Origin of the sequence: Cytobacillus sp. FSL K6-0129 (assembly GCF_038007625.1) — a bacterium.
In the GTDB taxonomy this organism is placed as follows: domain Bacteria; phylum Bacillota; class Bacilli; order Bacillales; family Cytobacillaceae; genus Cytobacillus; species Cytobacillus kochii.
This window is the reverse complement of the sequence record NZ_JBBOXM010000001.1, coordinates 1,476,428-1,498,574: the sequence shown is the minus strand read 5'-3', so window position 1 is coordinate 1,498,574 and position 22,147 is coordinate 1,476,428. Positions and strand designations below refer to the sequence as shown.

30 protein-coding genes are annotated in these 22,147 nt (G+C 35.6%); 22 read left to right on the top strand and 8 right to left on the bottom strand.

Annotated features, from left to right (window positions below; translation table 11 throughout):
- Positions 1–128: 128 nt before the first annotated feature.
- Positions 129–575 (bottom strand): hypothetical protein, encoded by a 447-nt coding sequence (locus MHI57_RS07345; protein WP_340975606.1) that lies wholly within the window; start codon positions 573–575, stop codon positions 129–131.
- Complete coding sequence (locus tag MHI57_RS07340; RefSeq protein WP_308937068.1) at positions 572–958, bottom strand: hypothetical protein; 387 nt, start codon at positions 956–958, stop codon at positions 572–574. Before MHI57_RS07340 ends, MHI57_RS07345 begins: the two co-directional genes overlap by 4 nt.
- Positions 959–1,225: 267 nt before the next feature.
- Between MHI57_RS07340 and MHI57_RS07335 the strand changes: the two genes are divergently transcribed.
- From MHI57_RS07335 to MHI57_RS07270, 14 genes are all read left to right on the top strand, one after another.
- Positions 1,226–1,660 (top strand): hypothetical protein, encoded by a 435-nt coding sequence (locus MHI57_RS07335; protein ID WP_224935972.1) that lies wholly within the window; start codon positions 1,226–1,228, stop codon positions 1,658–1,660.
- Positions 1,660–2,838, top strand: coding sequence for a glycosyltransferase family 4 protein (locus tag MHI57_RS07330; RefSeq protein ID WP_340975601.1), 1,179 nt, complete (start codon positions 1,660–1,662; stop codon positions 2,836–2,838). The genes MHI57_RS07335 and MHI57_RS07330 overlap by 1 nt, the downstream gene beginning before the upstream one ends.
- 1 nt (position 2,839) lies before the next feature.
- Positions 2,840–3,484 (top strand): hypothetical protein, encoded by a 645-nt coding sequence (locus tag MHI57_RS07325; RefSeq protein ID WP_289434143.1) that lies wholly within the window; start codon positions 2,840–2,842, stop codon positions 3,482–3,484.
- A gap of 64 nt (positions 3,485–3,548) precedes the next feature.
- Positions 3,549–3,698 carry a 50S ribosomal protein L33 gene (gene rpmG, locus MHI57_RS07320; protein WP_057771568.1) on the top strand — a complete coding sequence of 50 codons (150 nt, stop codon included), beginning with the start codon at positions 3,549–3,551 and terminating at the stop codon, positions 3,696–3,698.
- Positions 3,699–3,885: 187 nt separating this feature from the next.
- On the top strand, positions 3,886–4,434 hold the full coding sequence (locus MHI57_RS07315) for a 5-formyltetrahydrofolate cyclo-ligase (RefSeq protein WP_445293195.1): 549 nt from the start codon (positions 3,886–3,888) through the stop codon (positions 4,432–4,434).
- Complete coding sequence (locus tag MHI57_RS07310; RefSeq protein ID WP_409338367.1) at positions 4,431–5,222, top strand: DUF92 domain-containing protein; 792 nt, start codon at positions 4,431–4,433, stop codon at positions 5,220–5,222. Before MHI57_RS07315 ends, MHI57_RS07310 begins: the two co-directional genes overlap by 4 nt.
- Positions 5,223–5,268: 46 nt before the next feature.
- A complete protein-coding gene (locus MHI57_RS07305) occupies positions 5,269–5,460 on the top strand; it encodes a hypothetical protein (RefSeq protein ID WP_224935977.1) in 192 nt (63 codons plus the stop codon).
- 133 nt (positions 5,461–5,593) lie between these two features.
- A complete protein-coding gene (locus MHI57_RS07300) occupies positions 5,594–7,099 on the top strand; it encodes a rhomboid family intramembrane serine protease (protein WP_340975594.1) in 1,506 nt (501 codons plus the stop codon).
- A 170-nt stretch (positions 7,100–7,269) separates the two neighbouring features.
- Positions 7,270–8,730 (top strand): spore germination protein, encoded by a 1,461-nt coding sequence (locus tag MHI57_RS07295; protein ID WP_340975592.1) that lies wholly within the window; start codon positions 7,270–7,272, stop codon positions 8,728–8,730.
- A 117-nt stretch (positions 8,731–8,847) separates the two neighbouring features.
- Positions 8,848–9,054 carry a YqgQ family protein gene (locus MHI57_RS07290; protein WP_224935980.1) on the top strand — a complete coding sequence of 69 codons (207 nt, stop codon included), beginning with the start codon at positions 8,848–8,850 and terminating at the stop codon, positions 9,052–9,054.
- A 30-nt stretch (positions 9,055–9,084) separates the two neighbouring features.
- A complete protein-coding gene (locus tag MHI57_RS07285) occupies positions 9,085–10,026 on the top strand; it encodes an ROK family glucokinase (protein ID WP_340975588.1) in 942 nt (313 codons plus the stop codon).
- A 77-nt stretch (positions 10,027–10,103) separates the two neighbouring features.
- Complete coding sequence (locus MHI57_RS07280; RefSeq protein WP_251161984.1) at positions 10,104–11,288, top strand: M14 family metallopeptidase; 1,185 nt, start codon at positions 10,104–10,106, stop codon at positions 11,286–11,288.
- Positions 11,289–11,486: 198 nt separating this feature from the next.
- Positions 11,487–12,605 carry a YqgU-like beta propeller domain-containing protein gene (locus tag MHI57_RS07275; protein ID WP_224935983.1) on the top strand — a complete coding sequence of 373 codons (1,119 nt, stop codon included), beginning with the start codon at positions 11,487–11,489 and terminating at the stop codon, positions 12,603–12,605.
- Between the two features lie 66 nt (positions 12,606–12,671).
- Positions 12,672–12,992, top strand: a complete 321-nt coding sequence (locus MHI57_RS07270; RefSeq protein ID WP_095372577.1) for an MTH1187 family thiamine-binding protein — start codon at positions 12,672–12,674, stop codon at positions 12,990–12,992.
- A 51-nt stretch (positions 12,993–13,043) separates the two neighbouring features.
- On the opposite strand, the gene MHI57_RS07265 is transcribed toward MHI57_RS07270, so the two are convergent.
- Entirely contained in the window at positions 13,044–13,217 is a 174-nt protein-coding gene (locus MHI57_RS07265; RefSeq protein ID WP_095372578.1) for a DUF2759 domain-containing protein, read from the bottom strand.
- Positions 13,218–13,474: 257 nt separating this feature from the next.
- On the opposite strand from MHI57_RS07265, the gene MHI57_RS07260 reads away from it, so the two are divergent.
- Complete coding sequence (locus tag MHI57_RS07260) at positions 13,475–14,113, top strand: MBL fold metallo-hydrolase (RefSeq protein WP_224935984.1); 639 nt, start codon at positions 13,475–13,477, stop codon at positions 14,111–14,113.
- Positions 14,113–15,174: an SAM-dependent methyltransferase gene (locus tag MHI57_RS07255; RefSeq protein WP_340975581.1), complete on the top strand. Its 1,062-nt coding sequence runs from the start codon at positions 14,113–14,115 to the stop codon at positions 15,172–15,174. Before MHI57_RS07260 ends, MHI57_RS07255 begins: the two co-directional genes overlap by 1 nt.
- A gap of 61 nt (positions 15,175–15,235) precedes the next feature.
- Here the strand turns inward: MHI57_RS07255 and MHI57_RS07250 are convergent, their stop codons facing one another.
- On the bottom strand, positions 15,236–15,481 hold the full coding sequence (locus MHI57_RS07250; RefSeq protein WP_095372581.1) for a DUF2626 domain-containing protein: 246 nt from the start codon (positions 15,479–15,481) through the stop codon (positions 15,236–15,238).
- 84 nt (positions 15,482–15,565) lie between these two features.
- Positions 15,566–16,255: a helix-turn-helix transcriptional regulator gene (locus tag MHI57_RS07245; RefSeq protein ID WP_095372582.1), complete on the bottom strand. Its 690-nt coding sequence runs from the start codon at positions 16,253–16,255 to the stop codon at positions 15,566–15,568.
- A gap of 273 nt (positions 16,256–16,528) precedes the next feature.
- Here MHI57_RS07245 and comGA point away from each other — a divergent pair, with 273 nt between their 5' ends.
- A complete protein-coding gene (comGA, locus tag MHI57_RS07240) occupies positions 16,529–17,590 on the top strand; it encodes a competence type IV pilus ATPase ComGA (RefSeq protein ID WP_340978568.1) in 1,062 nt (353 codons plus the stop codon).
- A complete protein-coding gene (gene comGB, locus MHI57_RS07235; RefSeq protein WP_340975578.1) occupies positions 17,577–18,608 on the top strand; it encodes a competence type IV pilus assembly protein ComGB in 1,032 nt (343 codons plus the stop codon). The genes comGA and comGB overlap by 14 nt, the downstream gene beginning before the upstream one ends.
- Before the next feature lie 73 nt (positions 18,609–18,681).
- On the opposite strand, the gene MHI57_RS07230 is transcribed toward comGB, so the two are convergent.
- From MHI57_RS07230 to MHI57_RS07220, 3 genes are all read right to left on the bottom strand, one after another.
- The gene (locus tag MHI57_RS07230; protein WP_340975575.1) at positions 18,682–20,205 is read right to left on the bottom strand and encodes a recombinase family protein; all 1,524 of its coding nucleotides are present in this window, start codon (positions 20,203–20,205) and stop codon (positions 18,682–18,684) included.
- Positions 20,206–20,379: 174 nt separating this feature from the next.
- On the bottom strand, positions 20,380–20,613 hold the full coding sequence (locus tag MHI57_RS07225) for a helix-turn-helix domain-containing protein (protein WP_289434136.1): 234 nt from the start codon (positions 20,611–20,613) through the stop codon (positions 20,380–20,382).
- A gap of 129 nt (positions 20,614–20,742) precedes the next feature.
- Positions 20,743–21,147: a helix-turn-helix domain-containing protein gene (locus MHI57_RS07220; RefSeq protein WP_340975573.1), complete on the bottom strand. Its 405-nt coding sequence runs from the start codon at positions 21,145–21,147 to the stop codon at positions 20,743–20,745.
- Between the two features lie 161 nt (positions 21,148–21,308).
- On the opposite strand from MHI57_RS07220, the gene MHI57_RS07215 reads away from it, so the two are divergent.
- Genes MHI57_RS07215 through MHI57_RS07200 form a run of 4 tightly spaced genes read left to right on the top strand, consistent with a single transcriptional unit; the run spans position 21,309 to position 22,140 of the window.
- On the top strand, positions 21,309–21,569 hold the full coding sequence (locus tag MHI57_RS07215; protein ID WP_289434134.1) for a helix-turn-helix transcriptional regulator: 261 nt from the start codon (positions 21,309–21,311) through the stop codon (positions 21,567–21,569).
- Positions 21,538–21,777, top strand: coding sequence for a hypothetical protein (locus MHI57_RS07210; RefSeq protein WP_289434133.1), 240 nt, complete (start codon positions 21,538–21,540; stop codon positions 21,775–21,777). The genes MHI57_RS07215 and MHI57_RS07210 overlap by 32 nt, the downstream gene beginning before the upstream one ends.
- A gap of 45 nt (positions 21,778–21,822) precedes the next feature.
- Positions 21,823–21,963: a hypothetical protein gene (locus MHI57_RS07205; protein ID WP_340975571.1), complete on the top strand. Its 141-nt coding sequence runs from the start codon at positions 21,823–21,825 to the stop codon at positions 21,961–21,963.
- 3 nt (positions 21,964–21,966) lie between these two features.
- Complete coding sequence (locus MHI57_RS07200) at positions 21,967–22,140, top strand: YqaI family protein (RefSeq protein ID WP_340975569.1); 174 nt, start codon at positions 21,967–21,969, stop codon at positions 22,138–22,140.
- Positions 22,141–22,147 lie beyond the last annotated feature (7 nt).

Here is a 22,147-nt window from a genome sequence, read left to right as displayed (position 1 = left end):
GTATTGAACGAAGTTCCGTAATCGTAACTATATTCTTCGGTAATTTAATAATAAAAAGGCTGTAATTAACTCTATTTTAAGAGTGTAATTGCAGCCAAGTAAGAAATATGGAGATAGAGGTTCGTTTTTTATGATTTGCTAAATAAATCAGCAAGCTCTTTATAAGACTGTTGATTATTCACTTGATATGTACCAACACGTAGCTTCTGACTATAATTGAATTCTTTTAAAAAGCTAGTAAAGTCCTCACTATATTCGATAATGCCTGCCTCTTCAAGTTGCTGCGCAATCTCTTGCGGAAGCATACCGATCTCGATTTTAATTTCTGTTGTAATGGTAGTCTCTTCTTTAGCTACTTCTTCCTGTTGTTTATCAAGTTCTAATTTTTCTTCAATGAGTTTATCGATCTCATCATCCGTCAAAACATGAAAACCTTGTTCTTTTACATAAGCCTGAGCCGCTGTCTTATCAATCATTTGCTTGTTCTCTTCATTCATAAGCATATAACCAATAAGAAGAATGAAGGCGGTACAAAAAACACCAGCTGAAAAGCCTCTTAAAACATATTTTTTCATACCTTTTCACCTTTAAGTTGACTAGCTGTGATAATGGCCAATACTTCATCTTCTAATAAAGAAGATTGCTTAGCGATTTGCTCTGTGGAAAGTCCCTGCTTATGAAGTAAAAGTACCTGATTTTTTATAATATCATGAACTTCCTTCTTCTTAGGTCTAGATAACCCAGTGTCATTCGGAAGTTTGATTTCGTCTATCAGTAATTCTTCTTCTAACAGCTTTAATTTTTTCTTTATTTGATACGTTTCTTTTACATGTTGGATAGATAGTTGGTCAATCTCATCCTTTAAGGAACGGTAAGGATCTTTAAGAAAAAAGGATAAAATAAATAGCAGTAAAGCGATAACTAATAAAACAGCAAATATATATATAATGATTCTCACCTCAAAGCTTTAATATCAAAGTTATTCTACCATAAATATCGACAAGTCGTGCTAACTTTGAAGAATCTCCTATAGAATTTGTCGAGTAAGTGATCATAGTTTCTGTCGAATGAATGAAGAAATAAGTCGGTGAAGAAAAAATGCTTATCATAATAACAAGTGTAGCGATAGATAGCATAAACCGACAAAATCTGTTTATTGTGGGCTTGGCCATTCAGTGCTAACATTAATGTATAGAATAATCTGACAAGGAGAATGGTTCGAAAAATGGAAAGTAAACAGAATCACATGATACATTCGTCAGGATTATTACCTTTAAAAACTGAAATTATCAACAAAGATATTTATATTAGTTGGAAGGTTAGGCAAGAAAAGTATGACATCCTCTCGCTCTACTACAACAAAGATATAAGAAGCTGCTTACAGGTAATTCAGCTTCAATCATACAGTAAAAATCATTCCGATCTATATGAGTTTTTTATTCCACCATACCAATCGATGAGGATCATTAGAAACGCCATTAAAACAGAATATCACTCTTACCGCATCACCCTTTGTTTGAAACTAATGGATGACAATTACCTCCCTTTACTTACTACTGAGATAGGTAGTGGAGCGGGAACTGTCAAGTTATCATCAGAAATAAATGCTGACTGGATCCATCAAGTGTGTGGGTATAGTTATTATGAAGTGAAGCAATGATGGGGAGTATTCTACTGTTAACTTGGGAATACCCACCGTATATTGTTGGTGGCCTTGGTCGCCATGTAAGTGAATTAGCCAGATCACTCGCACAAGAAAAGGTGTCCGTTCATGTGCTAACAGTGAAAAGGGATGAAGTTGATGAAGAATTTGAAGTGCAAAATAATGTAGTCATTCATCGTGTGGCACCACTTATGCAAAAAGGATCATTTCTTCATTGGGTTGCTTCGGTGAATTTAGCAATGGAAGAGAAAGCAAGAGCTTTGATTGAGCAAAATGATATAGATATGATTCATGCCCATGATTGGATAGTTGCAGCGAGCAGCATCATTTTAAAAAGGCGAATGGATATACCGCTTATCGCTACTATTCATTCGACTGAGGCAGGTAGACATAATGGAATTCATACAGAGAGTCAAAGCTTTATCGATAGACAAGAAAAATTATTAATGGCATATGCCGATCACCTTGTAGTTTGTAGTCATTTTATGAGAAATGAGTTACTACATAAATACCAACAGCCATCTTCGACCATTTCCATCATTCCAAATGGCGTAAGTAAGCCGATGAAAAAAGATAGGAACCTACAATTTCATTTTGCCCAACATAGACCATACCTCTTTTCGCTGGGGAGGATGGTAGAAGAGAAGGGGTTCGATATTCTTATCGCACTTGCTGAAAAGTTAAAGCGAAAAAATACAAACTTAAAAATCATTGTCGCTGGAGAAGGCCCGTTATTATCGTATTACCGACAAAAAGTTCGTGCTAAACAAATCGATGAATGGATTCAATTTATTGGTTTTGTTGACGAATATGAGCGTGACAACTGGATGGCATATGCTAGCTTAGCTATTTTCCCTAGTTTGTACGAACCATTTGGAATAGTTGCTTTAGAAGCGATGGCAGCTGGACTACCAGTAGTTTTAGCTAAAACTGGCGGGTTCATTGAAATGATTATTGAAAATGAGTCGGGGGTTTTTTTCGATCCTCTAGATGTAGTAAATCTTGAAAGAAAAATAGATTCTCTACTTTCAGAACTTAACTTTAGAAGCCAAATCGTCAGTGCAGCTCAAAAAAGAATCAAGACAGAATTTAGCTGGCAATCGGTAGCGAAACAAACGTTAAAGGTGTATAGAAATCACGGACGAGTCAATAAATTCCAAAGAAAAGGTGATTAAAGTGAAAATAATTGAGCAAACGCCTTACACAACTGAATATTGGAATCAGTCGAATCAGGAAAACTTATTGCATCAAACGTTAGGTATCGCCGTTGGTAAAAGTGTTTATTGGATTGAAATGAATGATATGGCGGAAGGAAGAGAACATCAAGTAGAAGGTTTATCGATACGTACAGAAAAGCTGAGAATCGGTCATCATATTTCTATGTTAAATTTCAACATTTACAATGAACTATCTACGAGTAAAGAGATAAAAGTACTTATGGCGCATAGTAATCCAAGAGAGTGTGACTACCAGATTTCTTTTATATCTCCGATTGAACACTTGATATATCATATGATCGATCGCCAATTATTCTTAGTGAATGGTCATTTGAACGGGGTGAAAATGAAGGAAAACACAGTGATGCAACAAGCACAAGTGGAAAATAACAAAATATGGTCATATGGCAAAGGCGGAAAACAAACATTATCATACAATCCAATAGGAAAAGGAAAGGTAGTTAGTTTATGTGGGGATACAGTTAAAATAACAGGAAAATCTGCTATTGACGGACAAGCTTGGTCAATTACAGATGATTGTCAAAAACAGCTTTTACAAGTAAATCAAACACTTTTAAAAAAACATACTAGCATTTCAAACTAAAAAGTGATATTATATAAAAGTCGTATGAAACGAACTAGTGCTTAGTAGTTTGGAGGGAAATGACATGCGTGTAAATATTACGTTAGCTTGCACAGAATGCGGAGATCGTAACTATATTTCTAAAAAAAATAAAAGAAACAATCCAGATCGTCTTGAGCTAAAAAAATACTGCCCAAGAGAAAAGCGTTCTACAACACACCGTGAGACAAAATAAGCAGTAGGTAGATTCCTGCTGCTTTTTTTGTCTCTTTTTTTATGGTTTCATCACAGGGGTGATGCCGGGAAAGGTTCGAGAGGTCAAATTACGAGCAATGGTTGTTACTTCATATGTTTAGATTGGAACTAATATTTTTATAAGACAAGTGTGTTTTTTATAAATAGAGGTATAGGAGAGTTAAATGGTGGATAAAAAACAACTGAGAAAGATGATTATGCAACAATTAACAGAAATGCCTAGTGAACAATATACATCACAATCAGAAAAATTAGCATCGCAATTATTCCTCACATCTCATTGGCAACAATCCAAAGTAGTTGCCCTTACAATATCACGCTTTCCAGAAGTCGATACTTTTCCAATTATTAATAAGGCTTGGTCAGAAGGAAAACAAGTGGCTATTCCAAAATGCTTACCAAAAACGAGGGAAATGGATTTCAGGATTTTTTCAAGTTATGACAACCTAGAAGTCGTTTATTCTGGATTACAAGAACCAGTATTAGACAAAACAAAGAGTGTTCGGCCTTGTGAAATTGATTTATTAATAGTTCCAGGCGTTGCTTATACATTAAAGGGTGATCGTATTGGTTTTGGAGGCGGGTATTATGATCGTTATTTAGTGGATTATAACGGCTTTACACTTTCATTAGCTTTCCAAGAGCAAGTGGTTAATAATATACCATTAGACCATCATGATTTACCTGTTCAAAAGATTATTACAATAATGGAGTGAAAGAATTGATATTTATTTTTCTTGTACTCATTGCCGCCTTTTTAGGCTATCTCCTTCAACTTCTTACAATGTCAGGCACCATAGCAGCAATTGTTGTGGGTGTATTGATTAACTTAGGTTTTGGATGGAAGGGACTGCTGCTTCTTGGCTTCTTTTTCACTAGTTCAAGCTTATTGTCTAAATACAAGAAAAAGCAGAAGCAACAAATCGAAGCACGCCATGAAAAAGGGTCTACTAGAGATTGGCAGCAAGTGGTTGCTAATGGTGGGTTACCTGCATTATTTAGTGTGCTTTTTATTATTTTTCCTTCTCCCCTTTTTTTTATTGCTTTTACGATAACCATTGCGAGTGCGAATTCAGACACTTGGGCCTCAGAGATAGGTTCTTTAAGTAAAAGAAGACCTTTGTCAATTAAGCATTTTAAGCAGGTAGAACCTGGTACTTCAGGAGCAATGAGTTTTCTCGGAACCTTTGCTGCAATAATGGGTTCCTTCTCTATTGCTATTATTGCTATGTTGTCCTATTCATTATCTTTTTCCACCCTGTTTATTATATTTGTCTTTGGTTTCCTCGGAAATATCTTGGATACCTTATTAGGTGCCTTCATACAGGTAACCTATCGTTGTCCGTCTTGTGAGATGGTGGTCGAATCGAAATGGCATTGTAATCGTAAAACGGTACATATGAGCGGTAACACAATAGTTAATAATGACCTTGTTAACCTTTCATCGTGTGCTCTTGCGAGTATATTAGGTGTTTTGTTCTTTGTGACTGTAGCAGGTGGATAATTGCAGAGAATGATTCGCATAATAGTGATAGACAGGAGGGAATGAAATGGGAAAAATAATGACTTTGATACTGTTTGTATTGTCAGGTGTTTTCATTTATCAGTATCGTTATCGCCTAGTTGGTCTTTTAGCGAGACAAAATTTTATCATTGCTACCGTATTAAATTGCCCTTTTTTAAGAGAGAGAGCAATGAAGCTAGTTTTTCCTCAACCACAATATAATGATGAACGTTTATAACAATGTTACTTTTTGGCCCTGTTTATATAAGGGCTTTTTATTTTGTTAAAAAGAAACATTGACTATAATAAGATATATAACTGTAAGGATGTGAGAAAACAGTGCATAGTAAGGAAGCTATTTATTTTGGTCATTGGCCAATCATCTGCTACATCAAGAAGAATATCGCTTCATTCAGCTTTCTGAAAAACAAGATGAACTCTGGATTGAGAAGTTAGAGAATAAACAGACAAAAATCATTCGTTTGCTAAGGAAGGATTTAGATTGGAGTAACTGGTTACAAAGAGATATAGAATCAGTTGCCTTTAATGGTGAGCGTATTCGAAAACAAGTAAGGCATAGAGAAATGACTGTCCTCAATATATATATTTCACCATTTGTACCTGTTGACGATTATGAGGATAAGCTTAATAAGCCCTTTCAGCATTCAAAACTGGAGAAGACAACGGTTGAATCTGTCATTATGACTATGGATAGTCTAGAAGAGGTAGCTAAACAGCTGCAGCAACACTTTATGAAACCTCTTCTCTTCTTAGAAGAACCATCTGATGATATTGATGAACAAGTAATCGAAAACTTTAAAAAACAGACATTATGGCTAGCAGCAAATAATGCGAAAGAAGAAAAAGAGGTTTTTAATCAAGGTAAGCCCATATTTACATATCTATTTATTGTGCTACAAGTCCTAGCTTTTCTTTGGCTGGAGTGGAAAGGTGGAAGTACAAATACCTCGGTGCTGATTGAAAGTGGAGCAAAATATAATCCACTTATTTTGGCAGGTGAGTGGTGGCGTTTTTTTACACCGATCATTTTACATATTGGTTTCCTGCATTTATTGATGAATACTCTTGCTCTTTTTTATTTAGGCTCTGCTGTTGAACGAATAATGGGCAATACAAGGTTTATAGTTATTTACTTGTTATCTGGTTTTATGGGTTCATTGCTTAGTTTTATTACTAGTCCCAACGTATCAGCTGGAGCGAGCGGAGCGATATTTGGCTGTTTTGGAGCGTTGCTTTTCTTTGGGATATTGAAACCCAAATTATTTTTCCGCACAATGGGTATGAACATTATCATTGTTCTTGTGTTTAACCTTGCATTAGGCTTTATGATACCAGGAATTGATAACGCTGGTCATATTGGTGGTTTAATTGGCGGGTTCTTAGCAACGGGAATCGTTCTTTTGCCTAAGAAGAGAAACAGGATTGCTCAACTATTGATAGCTTGTTTCACGGCTCTTCTCATAAGTGGAGGACTCTATTATGGGTTTCACTTCCCTAATGATCAAACACAAGAAGAGATGGCTTTGATTGAAGCACAAACTTATTTAGAAAAAGAAAATTACTCAATGATGATTAAAGAGCTTACTCCGTTTGATAAAGAAGGTGCAACCGCACAAACTTATTTTTTATTGTCCTATGCGGAAATTCAATTAGGGGAAACAGAGAAAGCGAAGCGTCATTTGCATCTTGCTATTGAAGTAAACGAACAATTCCATGAAGCTTACTATAATCTTTCCTTATTATATTTAAGGGAAGGCCATACGGGTGAAGCGAAAAAGTATCTTGACCAAGCTGTAGAATTACACGACTCAGAAGACTATAGGCAGCTACAAGACAATCTAAATGAAAATAAATAAGATATTTCGACAGGAAGGGAATATTTCCTAGGAAATTCTACATCTTTTCTTAGAAACTTAAAAAACTTGTTGTTTAACATAAAGTAAAAGGAATCAACCTCTTAGGAGGGTATGATTCCTTTTTAGTATGTCTATGATGTTTGTTAGGAATATATTTGAGAGGTGAACTCATGGAAACAAACAAACATCATAAAGTATCTAAGGAATTGATTAACAATACATCATATTTAAAAGAAGCATTAGCAGTCGGAAAAAACTTTGATGTGTTACAAATAGATGTGGAATATACTGGGATTGACATGGCAATCTATTTGGTTGATGGCTTTGCTAAAGATGATATTATGAATCGGTTAATGGAATTTCTTGCTCAGCTTGGAAGAGAACAATTAGAAGAGGATACTGTTCCGAAGCTAATGAAGAGATATATCCCTTATATCGAAATTGCTACAGAAAGTGATCTGGATGCAATTGTTGATGCTGTATTAGCTGGTCAAACGGCATTGGTCATTGATGGAGCAGATGAAGCGATATTAATTGATACAAGGACTTACCCGGCCCGCGGCCCAGAAGAGCCTGATATTGAAAGGGTAGTAAGAGGCGCAAGGGATGGCTATGTTGAAACATTAGTTTTTAATACAGCACTAACGAGGAGGCGCGTAAGAGATCGGACGTTAAGAATGGAGTATTTACAAATCGGTAGACGCTCAAAAACTGATATTGTCATTACATATATTGAAGATATTGCAGACCCTGAGTTGGTCAATAAAATAAAAGATAATGTATCTAAAATTGATACAGATGGCTTACCGATGGCCGAGAAGACAATTGAAGAATATATTTCTGGTCAGCATTGGAATCCTTATCCGATGGTTAGGTATACAGAGAGACCGGACACAGCAGCTTCGCATTTATTTGAAGGTCATGTATGTATCATTGTGGATGGTTCACCGAGTGTGATTATAACCCCGACTACGTTCTGGCATCATTTGCAGCATGCAGAGGAATATCGAAACAAACCGATTATTGGTGCTTATTTAAAATTCGTTCGCTTTATTTCTGTATGGGCTTCGTTGTTCCTTTTACCTATTTGGTTCTTATTTGCTGCAAATCCAAGTTTATTACCAGATTCTCTATCATTTATAGGACCAGAGGAGACAGGGAAAATCCCTTTGATTTTGCAAATCTTAATTATTGAGGTAGGTATTGATATGCTGAGGATGGCCTCCATTCATACCCCCTCGAGTCTTGCTACTGCTCTCGGCTTAGTAGCGGCACTCATGATTGGTGATTTGGCTGTTTCAGTTGGCTTATTTACAAGTGAAGTCGTTCTTTATTTTGCCATTGTAGCAATTGGTACGTTTGCAACACCAAGTTACGAATTAGGATTAGCTAATCGAATTGTCCGTATTGTATTATTATTACTGACAAGTGTATTTCATATGTATGGTTTTATCATCGGTATTACACTATTTGTCATTTGGTTATCTAAAATGAAGTCTTTCGGCGTCCCTTATTTATGGCCGTTTATTCCCTTTAACCTAAGAGCCTTTAGAGATGTCCTTTTACGTTCACCAATGCCTTTGAAAAATAGACGTCCGAGAATGTTGCATCCAAAAGATCCAGATAGATAAATGATCACTTTTCTTTTGATCGTTAGAATTACTCTTTCTCTCATGTTTTAATGATTGAGGAAGAGTTTTTTTTCGTTTATACTTTGCTTTATGAAAGAAAGAATCGAGGGAATGAATGTGAAAAGTTTTTATGATGTACAACAGTTGTTAAAAGCATACGGTGCCATTATTTATATGGGTGAACGTTTATTGGATATTGAAATGATGGAGCTTGAAGTGAGTGAATTATATAAAGCAAAAATAATTGAAGTAGATACCTATCGAGATGCTTTATTAGTCTTAAGGGCTGAGAGAGAAAAAGAGAGAAAGAAAACAAGAGAATAGTTGCTCATTACTTCTCTAGGGGGTGTTGTTTTGTTTGTTGGCGTGGATATAGGTGGTACAACAATTAAATTTGCTTTTGTTAACGAGAATGGCGACATTCACTTAAAATGGCAAGAAAAGACGAAGCAGAATTATACAGACAACAGTTTAGCAGAGCAAATAACCACTTCAATTGAACATCATAGAAAGAGGGCGCAAATAAAAAAAGAGCAGATTTTATCTGTTGGAGTCGGTGCCCCAGGACCGGTAGATAGCAAAAATGGAATTTTACTTTCAGCAACAAATATAAATTTGTCACCTCATTACCGCTTACAAAAAGAACTATCAGATTACATGGCGCTTCCAGTGATATTAGAAAATGATGCCAACTGTGCAGTGTTAGGCGAACGCTGGATTGGTAGCGGAATTGGCTACAAAGACATTGTACTTTTAACAATTGGTACTGGTATCGGTGGTGGCATTATTAGTAATGGTCAGTTAATGCGTGGGAATGGGGGTTCTGCTGGTGAAATAGGCCATATCAAGGCCGTATCTTCTTATGGCGTGCGATGTAATTGTGGAAAATGGGGTTGTCTTGAAACGATTGCCTCAGCTACTGGAATAGTACGTGTGGCTAAAGAAATCATTGATTCTAACAAGAACACATTATTAGTTGACCATTTATCAGTTCAGAATATCTTTCACTTTGCAGGTAAGAATGACATAGTTGCTAAGGAAGTGGTTCAAAGAACAATGAAGCCATTAGGCATTGCCTTAGCGAATGTAGCAGCAATACTAAACCCTGAGGTGATTATAATCGGTGGCGGGGTTTCTCAAGCCGGGAAATTATTGCTAGAGCCATTACAATCCTATTATGACGAAAACTTATTTCCTGAGATGCGAGGGTCTACTTTATTGAAACTAGCTACTTTAGGGAATGATGCAGGAGTAGTAGGTGCCGCCTGGAGTGCAAAGCAATTAATAATAGGATAAGGTTTCTGTAATAGTGAGTAAGTCATCTTTTCTTCTCATTCATCATATGTATGAACTGATGGAGAGGAGGATAAAAGGTGAAGATTAAAGTTAGGTCAGGTGATTCTTTATGGTACTACAGTCAGCTGTTTATGGTTCCGATTAATTTAGTCATTGATAGCAATCCACAAGTGGACCCTTCCTCATTGCAGATTGGCCAAAGCATTCAAATTCCTGGCTTTCATACATCTACTATTCAACTTCAAAAAGGTGATTCACTATGGCAAATAGCATCAAAGAATAATCTCCCTGTCGATGCATTGCTTTTATTGAATCAGCAGTTACAGCCTCAAAATCTACAAGTAAATCAAACAGTCCTAGTGCCAACAAGAGTGATTATGCCTTTAATGGATAGGAAAAAAAGTTATAGTTTTAAAACTTTGCAAGACGACCTCAAACAATTAAAAGAAGTTTATCCATTTATAAAAATAAATGAGATTGGTTATTCGGTGACAGGCAAGCCTTTATATGAGATAAGAATCGGTACAGGTGAAAAGCAGGTCCATTATAATGCGTCATTTCATGCCAATGAATGGATAACGACGCCTGTCCTTATGTCTTTAATAAATGCCTACTTGTTATCTATGACTAATGCGAAACCTTTAAGGGGAATTGAGACTTTACCTTATTATAGTCGTGTTGAGTTATCGGTTGTTCCAATGGTCAATCCTGATGGAGTTGACTTGGTTTTAGGGGGACCGCCAGAAGGCTACAAAGAAGAAATATTAGCAATTAATGAACAAAAAGATGATTTTTCCCTATGGAAGGCGAATATTAGAGGAGTAGATTTGAATAAACAATATCCCGCAAATTGGGAATATGAAAAAGAAAGAAAGCCAGATGTTCCGTCATCTCGAGACTTTCCTGGATATGAACCGTTATCCGAGCCTGAAGCGATAGCGATGGCCAATCTTGTTGAGAATAATAACTTCAGCTTATTATTAGCTTTCCACACACAAGGTGAAGAATTTTACTGGGGATACGAAGGACTTGAACCGCCTGATTCAAAAGTCATTGCAGATGAATTTGAACGAGTAAGCGGTTATCGTTCCGTTCAGTATGTGGATAGTTTCGCTGGGTTTAGAGATTGGTTTATTAAAGAGTATCGACGGCCAGGATTTACGATGGAACTGGGAAAAGGAGTAAACCCACTGCCATTATCACAGTATGAAGACATGTATGAAGAAATGCTTGGTGTCTTTTTAGCTTCACTTTATCTTTAATAAAAAATAGTTGTTGCTTGTATTTCCTCCATAATCAGTATAAAATTTACTATTGATTACAATGTTTTTGGGAATTAATTAGGAAGAATTTCGTAGAGAGCGAAGAAAAGCCGGAAACGGCTTTTTCTCGCGTCTATTCAGATAAAAGTGCGCTAGAATGAAGCTAGATTGGAATTCGATGGGGGGCAAGCCAAGTTTATGAAGCACAAAGCGGAACACCAAGATTATATGCTCATATTGCTTTTATTTTTTTCCACAATGATTATAGCTGGCTGTCAAGTGAATGAAACAGGTGATAAGCCACCTGTTAAAGAAACGAATATGACAGAGAAGCAAACTTCAAAACAATCAATTATACCTCTTGCTGTTTCAGAATCTGATCAAATTTTCTTCTTTGGCTGGTTAGATGCCAAGCACTTATTATTCCTCAATCACAAAGATGAAACATTGAACAAAATCTTTAAATATAATATTTATACCGGAGAACAGGAGTTGTTTTTTGAAGGTGAGGCACCAATTAATAATGTCTATATTAGCCCAGATCAACAATATATATTTGTCCAGACTGAACCAAGTAATCAAAAATGGCGTATTGCTATAGTGGATCATAAAGGTGATTACATATTGCAGGAGTTAATAGATGGCACCGAACTAGCTGTTTCTTGGAATCAATATGATCCGACAAAGTTATTGGTTTCGAGTTTTGCCGAGGACTGGTCTTACACTTCTTATTTGATATCAGCTGAAACAAAAAATATGGAACATATATCTATAGCGGAGCCGTTTGTCCATTGGTTAAGTCCTGATTCATTTGTGTATTTGGACTGGAGTACGGTTGGACCTTCAATTGTGACGGAGTTAAAAGAACAAAAGAAGACAGGAACGGCGGAAGTGAAGAAAGAAAATGTGTATTTTGTTGATACATTCAATGATTTAATGATGACCATTGGTGTAAACGAAAATCATGATGAAGAGGCACGATACACATTTATGAATAATGACTTTGAATCGGTGTTATCTTTTTCAGTTCCTCATTTAACAAGCTTTTCCGGTTGGATGGTTCCACAATATGCCATGCTGGATAAAGAGTTTTTCTACTTTAAGCCGGAGTACAGTACAGATGCAGATACGTATCGGGGTAGCTTTGATTTCATGGCTACAGATTTGGAAACGGGAGAACAGACCGTATTATTAGAAGATATGGACAACGAACCTCTTTCCTGTTCTAATAAAGCCAATGCCTGTTTATATGGTCATTATTTAGATAAAGTCATTTTATTAGATGAGAAAGAAGTCATTTCACTTATAAAATCTTGAGCAGATAAATTTTCTTCGCTCTTTATTTTGTGCATACTAATATTGATATTTAAAGGAGATGACATAATGGCAATAGTAGACGTAACAATTATTCCAATAGGAACGGAGAGTCCAAGTGTATCAGCTTATGTAGCAGATATCCAAAAGGTTTTAAAGGAATATAAAGATGCTGGGAAAATTGATTACCAATTGACACCGATGAATACACTCATTGAAGGAGAATTACCAGTGTTATTTGAGGTTATCCAAGCAATGCATGAAGTTCCATTTGAAAAAGGACTTGCGCGAGTGGCAACAAATATTCGCATTGATGACCGTAGAGATGTAAAACGTCAGATGGCGGATAAAGTTAAACGAGTAGAATCATTGTTACAAGAGGATGAATGATAAATAAAAAGTCTGCCCTTAATGAGGCAGACTTTTTATTTACATCCCCTTTTAATGGACAGCTGGGAATCCGCTATGAATTAATGTCATCACAGCAAACCATCCGAAAACGGCAGCTGTCCCGAAAGCGAATACAATCCCTAGGAGATTTTTGTTTCGTAGTGCACTGATTAGACCGAAAATTGCTAAAATAGCTGTTAAACCAGTAATAATTACTAGTCCCATGTTTATAGCCCCCTTTTCATTCAATCAACAAATGAGTCTATGCTCATTCCTTGCAAAGGTTTGGAACCGTATGTAATACTTATTTTTACATTCACATCATATTTTATACTTTTTTTCAAATTTTGTCGAGGTATATTCTACGAACTTTTCAGATAATAACATTTTAAGGAAGATACATCAAGTCCATTAACCATGTTTGCTTCTCGTAGACTATAGAGTTGTGTACAATAAAAGAAAATAACCAAGGAGGAATTCATTTGAAATACGCACAGTTACCATTAGGACCATTACAAACGAATTGCTATCTTCTTATAAAAGAAAACAAGGACTGTTTAATTATTGATCCAGGGGGAGAAGCAACAAAACTAATCAAAATAATGGATGATGAAAAATTGAATCCGAAGGCGATCCTTTTAACGCATGCACATTTTGATCATATTGGTGCAGTAGATGACGTAAAAGAAAAGTACCAAATTCCTGTTTACATACATGAAAATGAAAAGGACTGGCTAATAGATCCTGCCTTAAATGGTTCAGCAAGATTTCAAATGGGCACAGCGATACGTTTACAACCTGCCGATGAGTTATTTGTAAAAGAGCAAGAGATAGATATCTCAGGGTTTTCCTTCAAAGTATTAGAGACACCGGGTCATTCTCCTGGTAGTGTCTCCTTTTATTTCGCAGACATTGCCTTGCTGTTTGGTGGGGATGCCCTTTTTCAAGGCAGTATTGGGCGAACAGATCTACCTGGTGGCCATCATGAGACGCTTCTGCAAAGCATACATGATAAATTACTCATTTTACCTGAAGACACACTCGTCTTGCCAGGACATGGGCCAGTGACTACTATTGCCAATGAAATGGACACTAACCCTTTCTTGAACGGTTTTTCATAATGAATCCGATCATCCGCTATATCGAAGAAAATAGGATGGAACGGCTTACTTACGCCGATTTTATTCATTTAGCCCTCTATCATCCTGATTTTGGATATTATATGAAGGATGATAAAAAGATTGGTGTAGATGGGGACTTTTATACATCAGCAACAATGTCTCCTATGTATGCAACAATAATCGCTAAATGGTTTATAGAGCAGGTGAGAGTGAATCAACTGCCTGCAGCCGTGTTAGAAATGGGTGCAGGCGATGGTTCATTTGCTCAAGTCTTTATTAATCAATGGGAAGAGATGACAGATGAGACGCTAGTTTATATATTAGTTGATGAAAGCCCTCATCATAGAAGATTACAAAAGGATAAATTAAGTAAACATCACAGTGTAAAACTTCATTTTCTTCAATCATTAGATGAATGTCCTACGTTTTCAGGGCTTGTTTTTTCTAATGAACTACTTGATGCGCTACCTGTTCATTTAGTAGAAAAAAAAGATGATTGTTTATATGAAATAATGATTACTTCCAACCAAAATGTGCTAAACGAAGTCTATATTCCTATCGAAAATCAGAAAATCATTTCATACATCGAACAAATGTCGATTTCTTTATACAATGGCCAAAGAATGGAGATTCCATTATTTATGGATGGCATAAGTGCATCGATTAGCGATGTGTTAGAAAAAGGACTTGTATTGACAGCTGATTATGGTTACACGGACGATGATTGGTTAATGCCGACGAGAAAAGATGGCAGCCTGAGGGGATACAGGAAACATCAGCTTATCCCCAATATCCTTACACACGCTGGTGAGATGGATATTACTCATGATGTGCACTGGGATTCGTGGATCCGTTTTGGTGAGAAGTATGGGTTGACTTTTATGCAGAAATGGCGGCAAGATGAGTTTTTAATTGCATCTGGTATTCTAGATGAATTATCCAATCATAGTGGCGATCTATTTTCAAATGAGGCTAAGAAAAATCGTGAGATTCGAACATTATTAATGGATAGTGGAATCAGCCAATCGTTTCAGCTTGTTCTTCAGATAAAGAACCTTTAAAAACACAATAAAAAGAGGATGACGTTGCATCCTCTTTTTATTGTGTTTGTTATGTGTGCTTTTAGTGTGACCCCATACCTGGTACCATCATAAAGACAGTCCAATATGTGAATCCGATAAAGGCAACAGTCAAGTATGCGCCAAAAATATAAATGTACATACGCTCTGTAAGCTTTAAGTAGCCTAGTAGCACAAAGAAACCAGTTTGGCCAAGGAATAGTAGTGCTGGTGTATACATATCACCTACATAAAACATAATTGCAAAAATAGCAGTCCAGAATCCCATCACTCTATACATGCGATCCATATGTATCCCTCCTTTAACACACACATATGTCCATTACTCAATAATTATAAGGTAATACTTGGTTAAAAGTAAACAGTATGTTTTTTATTTTGCGACAGCTTCATAAGAACATGAAATACACCCGTTTAACATATTACCCAATTCCCTTAATTCTATATCTAAAAAAACCGTCTCAAACATGCCTCGTAAAAATTCAAAGTGCATATGACATATTTCACCTTGATTTTTCTTTGCGGTTTCTTTAAAGGGACAATTAAACATTTCAAACATGATCTTTTTTCCATCAAAATTAAATTCTGGCTGAAGACCAGCCACTTCTGCTGCTTCAATGACGAGAGCTAATTTTCTTTCAAATGAGTCCTCTAATGTAACCATTTGCCTGTGTAATGCTGTTTCCATCAATTTCTCGCCATATTTTTTCCCAGTTATATATAATGCTTTTTTTCCTTCTGGCCCAAGTGTAATCATTGTTTCGAGAAGAATATCTGATAACATTTGATAATTCCGATAAGGAAAATGTAGTCCAATCTCGCTATCAGTTAGGTGATAGCGCTTGCTCGGTCGGCCACCTTGACCGGTTTTTTCTATTTTAGCTTCAAGCATGTGGATTTCTGCGAGTTTTGATAAATGCAATCTAGCAACATTCGGGTGAATAGAAAACTCTTTAGCAATTTCTTTAACAGTGACAGGGAAATGTTTTTTAAGAACATACTGATAAATATAGTATCTCGTTGGATCGGATAATGTATTCGTAATTTTTAATGTTTCATTCATTATTCTCACCTCTCATATGGTTGTCATTATTCTTTTTTTCGTGATATGAATAGGATTTTAAAGAAGCGATTGCACTGTCAGTCATTTGTGGATGTTTTATATTTGTTAATACCATTATATAGTAAAGCGTGTTGAAAGAGGAGAGGGTAGAGGGAATCTCTTAAATGTTCAAAAAAAAGTTAAAGAAAAGGACTAAAATCATGCAGGAAACGATCTTTTTTTGGCGAATAATAAAATATCTTAAAAAAGGTGGTGACTAATTACTTGGTCTCAATGCAACGCATGGCTACCTTAATTTTAAGGGAAGCTGTGAAAACAGAAGTAACAGATATTCATTTTGTCCCCAAAAAGAATCACACAATCATTTATTTCCGCTATGGCAAGCGCCTTGTCCCTAAACATTACATCCCTCATTATGAATCTAACCGTTTAATCTCTCATTTCAAGTTTATTGCATCCATGGATATTGGTGAAAAACGAAAGCCACAAAATGGCGCCTATTCTACAGATATTGAAGGATATGAGATAGGCTTACGTTTCTCCACATTGCCCTCTCAATACAATGAAAGTCTTGTCATCCGTATCCTGCCACAATCGTCTCATATTTCTTCTCACAATGTTTCACTATTTCCAACGATGTCCCGAAAAATCCTTGCTATGCTTAAACATGCGCACGGGATGATCATACTAACTGGTCCGACCGGTAGTGGAAAAACCTCAACCTTATATAGTCTGCTAAATGACAATTCCAACCTATTCAATCGAAGTATTATCACTTTAGAAGATCCGATTGAGAAAAAGACTGACTCCTTACTGCAAGTCGAAGTAAATGAAAAGGCAGGCGTAACATATGCTACTGGTTTGAAAGCTATCCTTAGGCACGACCCGGACATAATTATGGTTGGGGAAATACGCGATGCTCAAACAGCTAAAATAGCTGTGAGAGCAGCATTAACTGGGCATTTAGTATTAACGACGATGCATACGAGAAATGCTGTTGGAGCCATACATCGTTTAGTGGAGTTTGGGGTAGCGTGGAAGCAAATAGAACAAACGTTAGTAGCCATAACAGCACAGAGGCTTGTAGAATTAACCTGCCCATTTTGTGAAGGAGAATGTACCGATTTCTGTTATAGCTGTGGCAGGTTAAAAAGAGCTGGTGTGTTTGAATTATTGAGTGGAAGGGAATTGAATCAAGCTTTGAAAGCGGCGAAAAGTAGTCAGAATAATTACGAACCATATTTTTCGCTCAGGTCAGCTTTGAAAAAAGGGGTAGCCTTAGGGTATGTAAAAGAAAGTGAGTTTAATCGGTGGATTTTAGATGAAAAAAGTTAAATGGACATTAAAGGAGCAATGCGACTTCCTTAAGAAAGTAGGAGAATTATTATCCAGGGGTTATTCGCTCTCAGAAGCGATGGCGTCGGCGAGTTTGCAATTGACCTTAGAGAAAAAGCTCCAATTACAAGAGGTTATTTATCAGTTAAAAGAAGGTTTCCATCTGCACTCGGCCCTAGGATCGATGAACTTTAATTCACACCTAGTTGGTTATGTCTTTTTTGCTGAGCAACATGGGGGATTACAACAAGCTTTTATTGATGGCAGTGAAATGATGCAAAAGAGGGGAGAGGATATGCGAAAGTTAAAAAAGGCATTAATGTATCCATGTTTCTTATTCCTTATCACCATACTACTGTTTTTTCTCGTTGAAAAAATCATTCTTCCTCGCTTTACCTCACTTTTTCAGTCGATGAATGTCAACGAAAATACCTTTATGGTACTCCTTCAATGGATTGGTTCTGTTGCTCCTCTATTTTTAATTGTAATGTTCATCCTGTTACTATTTAGTTCTTTGTATTACTACTTTATTTTTCGGCGGTTATCAATGATCAGACAAGTATCTCTTGTTGTTCGCATACCGATTGTTGGCAAACTAGTCTCCCTTTTTTATACACATTACTTTGCTATCCAATTGCATTATTTACTTGCAGGTGGGATGTCTATCACAACTTCCTTGAACTTATTTGCTAAAGATGAAAAACAACCATTAATGAAGGAAGTTGGTCAATATTTGCGTCGTAAGCTAGAAAATGGTGAACAATTAGATGAATTGATTCAGGTTTTTCCCTTTTTAGAATTAGATTTAAGGACAGTTATTCGTCATGGGCAGCAAAATGGAAAGCTAGAAGAAGAACTACAATTCTTTAGCCGCTATTGTCTGCAGCTGTTAGAAGAAAAAATAGATCAATTAATGAAAGTAATACAACCCACTATTTATCTTATTGTTGGTTGTTTTATCATTTCATTGTATTTGGCAGTAATGTTACCAATGTTTCAACTAATGGAGGGCGTATGATGAAAAACATAAATAATGAAAAAGGGTTTACCATGATTGAAATGATAAGGGGTAATTACCCCTTATGTTTATATTAATGCTTTTTTGAAAAATGAAAAGGGTTAGGGTCTTCGTTTATTGCAATATTTACTTCAATAGGAATACCATCGTAGACTTCTGTTATAAGTACAATTTTATCTTCATAAACTATGCCAGAAGGGAAAAGTGTTCCCATTAATTGAGCTTTCTCCATAGCAGTTAATTTTGTATCAATCTTCTTGGCTATAAGCATGTAGTGGTTAAGCACTTCGTAATTTAATTTGTTTGAATCTAACATTTTTAATTTCCGATATAGTTTATTTAAATTTTCTTCATAAATAGTAACCTTGGATTGATTTACTTTATCTCTTTCAATGTAGATGTCTTTTTTGACACCTCCTGATAGATATAGGTCTAGAAGTCTTTCAAGAGACATTTTTAAAGCATTCAATTCCTTTTCAATCTTTTTTATTTCTTTTTTTAGGTCTTTAATTTCTAATTCATCATTTTCAATATTTATATATTTTTTTGCTAGTTCCTCATTTGTGAGAATGTCTTTTAATGCGTTTATTATGTTTTGATCAAATCGTACTGTGTTTATACTGATGTCACAAGATTCCCCATTTAACCTTTTTTTTCGCCCATGTTTTGCATAATAACGGGGAGTTTTTTTTGTACCATGCTGGCAAATAAGTATTTTCCTCCCACATTTACCGCAGGTAAGATGTGTTCTTTTTAGTAAGTGAGTGTTTCCTCCACTTTTTCTACCAGCAACGCTATATTGATTTGTGCGTTTTGCTCTTTCTATTTGAATTCGTTCATAGGTATCTTTACTTCTTAATTGTTCATAAACTCCATCTACTGATATGGTATCTCCATTATCAAAATCTTTTTCACTAACTCCATGGTATGCTTTTGATGTTAATCTTACGAAAATCAAATGCTCATTCCATATACCGCCTGTAGGTGTAGAAGAGATTTCATTTAATCGCTGACTAATGAGTGTCATGCCTAATTGATGATTAAGATAAAGATCATCAATAAATGGAATAACCCATTTCCATTCCTCTTTTGCATAATATTTCGAGGTGTTTTTATCGTATGAATATTCAAATGGAGGTCTACCCCATCCCTTTTCTTCACGCAACCTTTGGCGCTTTCCATACATCATTTTCTTAACAATACTTCTTTTTTCCCGTTTAGCCATGAGGTTTTTTAGGTCTGAAAAAAACTCTTGATCTTCATCGCTTAAATCGACAACTGTTCCAGGTTCAGCAATTTTAACTTGATTTTGCCTCAATGTATCCTTTAAGAACTCCCAAGCCACTGTATCCAAACGACTTAAACGATCTTGGCTTATAACTAGGACAACATCAATTGCGCCTTCCTCAACACAATCTAAAAGAGCATTTAGCCCGTCTTTATCTAATTTCCCACCACTATCAACATCTTTAAATTCTTTTATTAAAGTCCATCCCTGGTTCTTAGCATAATTCGTAAGTTCAGTTTTTTGTGCAGCTAAACTGAATTTCTTCTCCTGTAATTTCGTAGATACACGATAATAGTTCGCTACTCTCATTTTTATCCTCTTTTCTGTATATTTTTTGTATAAGTTATAGAACATTAGTTCCTATTGTGGTATCATAGAATAGAAATATTTAACATGATGTATAGTTTCATTTAACTAAGTTGGTAATTTATCTAACTAATTTTAAGCTGAATGGCTTAAAAGTGTCGGTGAGTAGATAAAAATCTACTCTCTTTTTCCTACTGGGTGGATTTCGTACAAGTCTTCAATGTCACACTTTAAGATATGACCAATGTTAATTGCTACTTGTAATGACATCTTTTGAGTATTATGTACATATTTATTAATCTGTTGAGGAGTGACACCTAAAAGATTTGCTAACTCAGTTTGTGTCATTTTTCGCTCCTTAATCAGTTCTCCCAGTAGGCATCTACCGACAATATATATCAGCTTAGACACCCTTTCAAAAATAATATTTATCCTAATAACCAAAAGGCGGCGATGCTATGACAGATGATGAATTGGTATTATTATTAGAATTTATTAGAGTTATAAAAAATAATGGTGAAAAGCAAAAGCCAAGTAATGCTACTCATCATTCATCTTGTTATAGAATTCAACTGTAAACTTAATGCTTTCCATAAATTTTGCTCTTTCTTCCCCTTCTAAAGAAAGGGCTTTTTCAATTAGTTTTTGAAAAAATAACATTTCCTTAGCATCAAATTCTTCGTTAGATAAATCCTTGATTTTATTTAAATAATTTACATTTTTCGTTTCTGCGGGTGGAAATAGGTTATCAACTTCTATATCTAATGCATTTGCTATTCTAAACAAAATATCTGAATCAGGTGATATAGATCCTCTTTCGTATGCAGAAATAGTATTATTTTTAACTCCAATCTGCATGCCCAATTCTCCTTGGGTCATTTTATTCTTTTTCCTAAACTCTTTAATTTTTTCTCCTATATATAAACGTAATTTTTCTTCATTCACAAGAGACACTTCCTTTCAATTACCATCATTTGATAATGCAATTATACATAAATTAATGCAACAAATAAATGTTTTTTGCATTTTTAGTGGATTTTTTTCATTGACATTGCATTAATAATGCATTATTCTACAAATATCGACAATGAAAGGAGGTTAAATAAATGCAATGGAACTTAATTCGATTGAGAAAAGAGCACAATTTAACACAAAAACAAGTAGCTGAATGTTTGGGAATTGATTTAACAACTTATATAAGAAAGGAGAATGATCGTTCACAATTTAAAGCTAATGAAATGTTTGCGTTAAAAACTTTGTTTAATAAAAAGGTTGATGAAATTTTTTTACCTACAAATTGCATTAATAGTGCAATTTCAGAAAGAGGTGAAACCGATGAGTTTGCCAATTCATCTAGAGCTAATTAAAAAACATGAGGAAATTCCTGTAAAACTAGCTGAATTATCTTATATTGATCAACAGAATACTATCACTCTACTAAGAAAATGGGGAGAAGATAAAGCGCCTATAAGCGTTCTACACAGTGAGTTATGTGAGTGTCTTGAAAAGGATATGAAAGGAGGTGAGCATATTGAAAATTTGCCCCAAACAATGGTTAGCAATGACGCCAGTTGATCGTTATATTGCCATTTGGAAAAAAGCTAAAAGGAGTTGAGATTAGTGAGCATTCACAGCGCATTAATAGGTTCGATTGTTGATGGTGATTTTCATACAACTGTTGATGGAATTGAGTATTCAACAAACATTCGTGAGGTAGTCACAGTTGGTTACATGCTAGAAAATTGTATTGAGGAGGAATAAGAATTGAGTACTACTGTAAGGAAAGTATCTGATCATCCAATTAAAGATGCATATGGGTTAGAAATTCAGGAAGGCGATGTTTATTGGGTGTTTGGAAATAAGGTCGTCAGTGATTTGAATCTTAAAACGTACTTAATCGAAGAACACAATATGGAGTGCTTCCGTGCAATGGAATAAAAAAGAC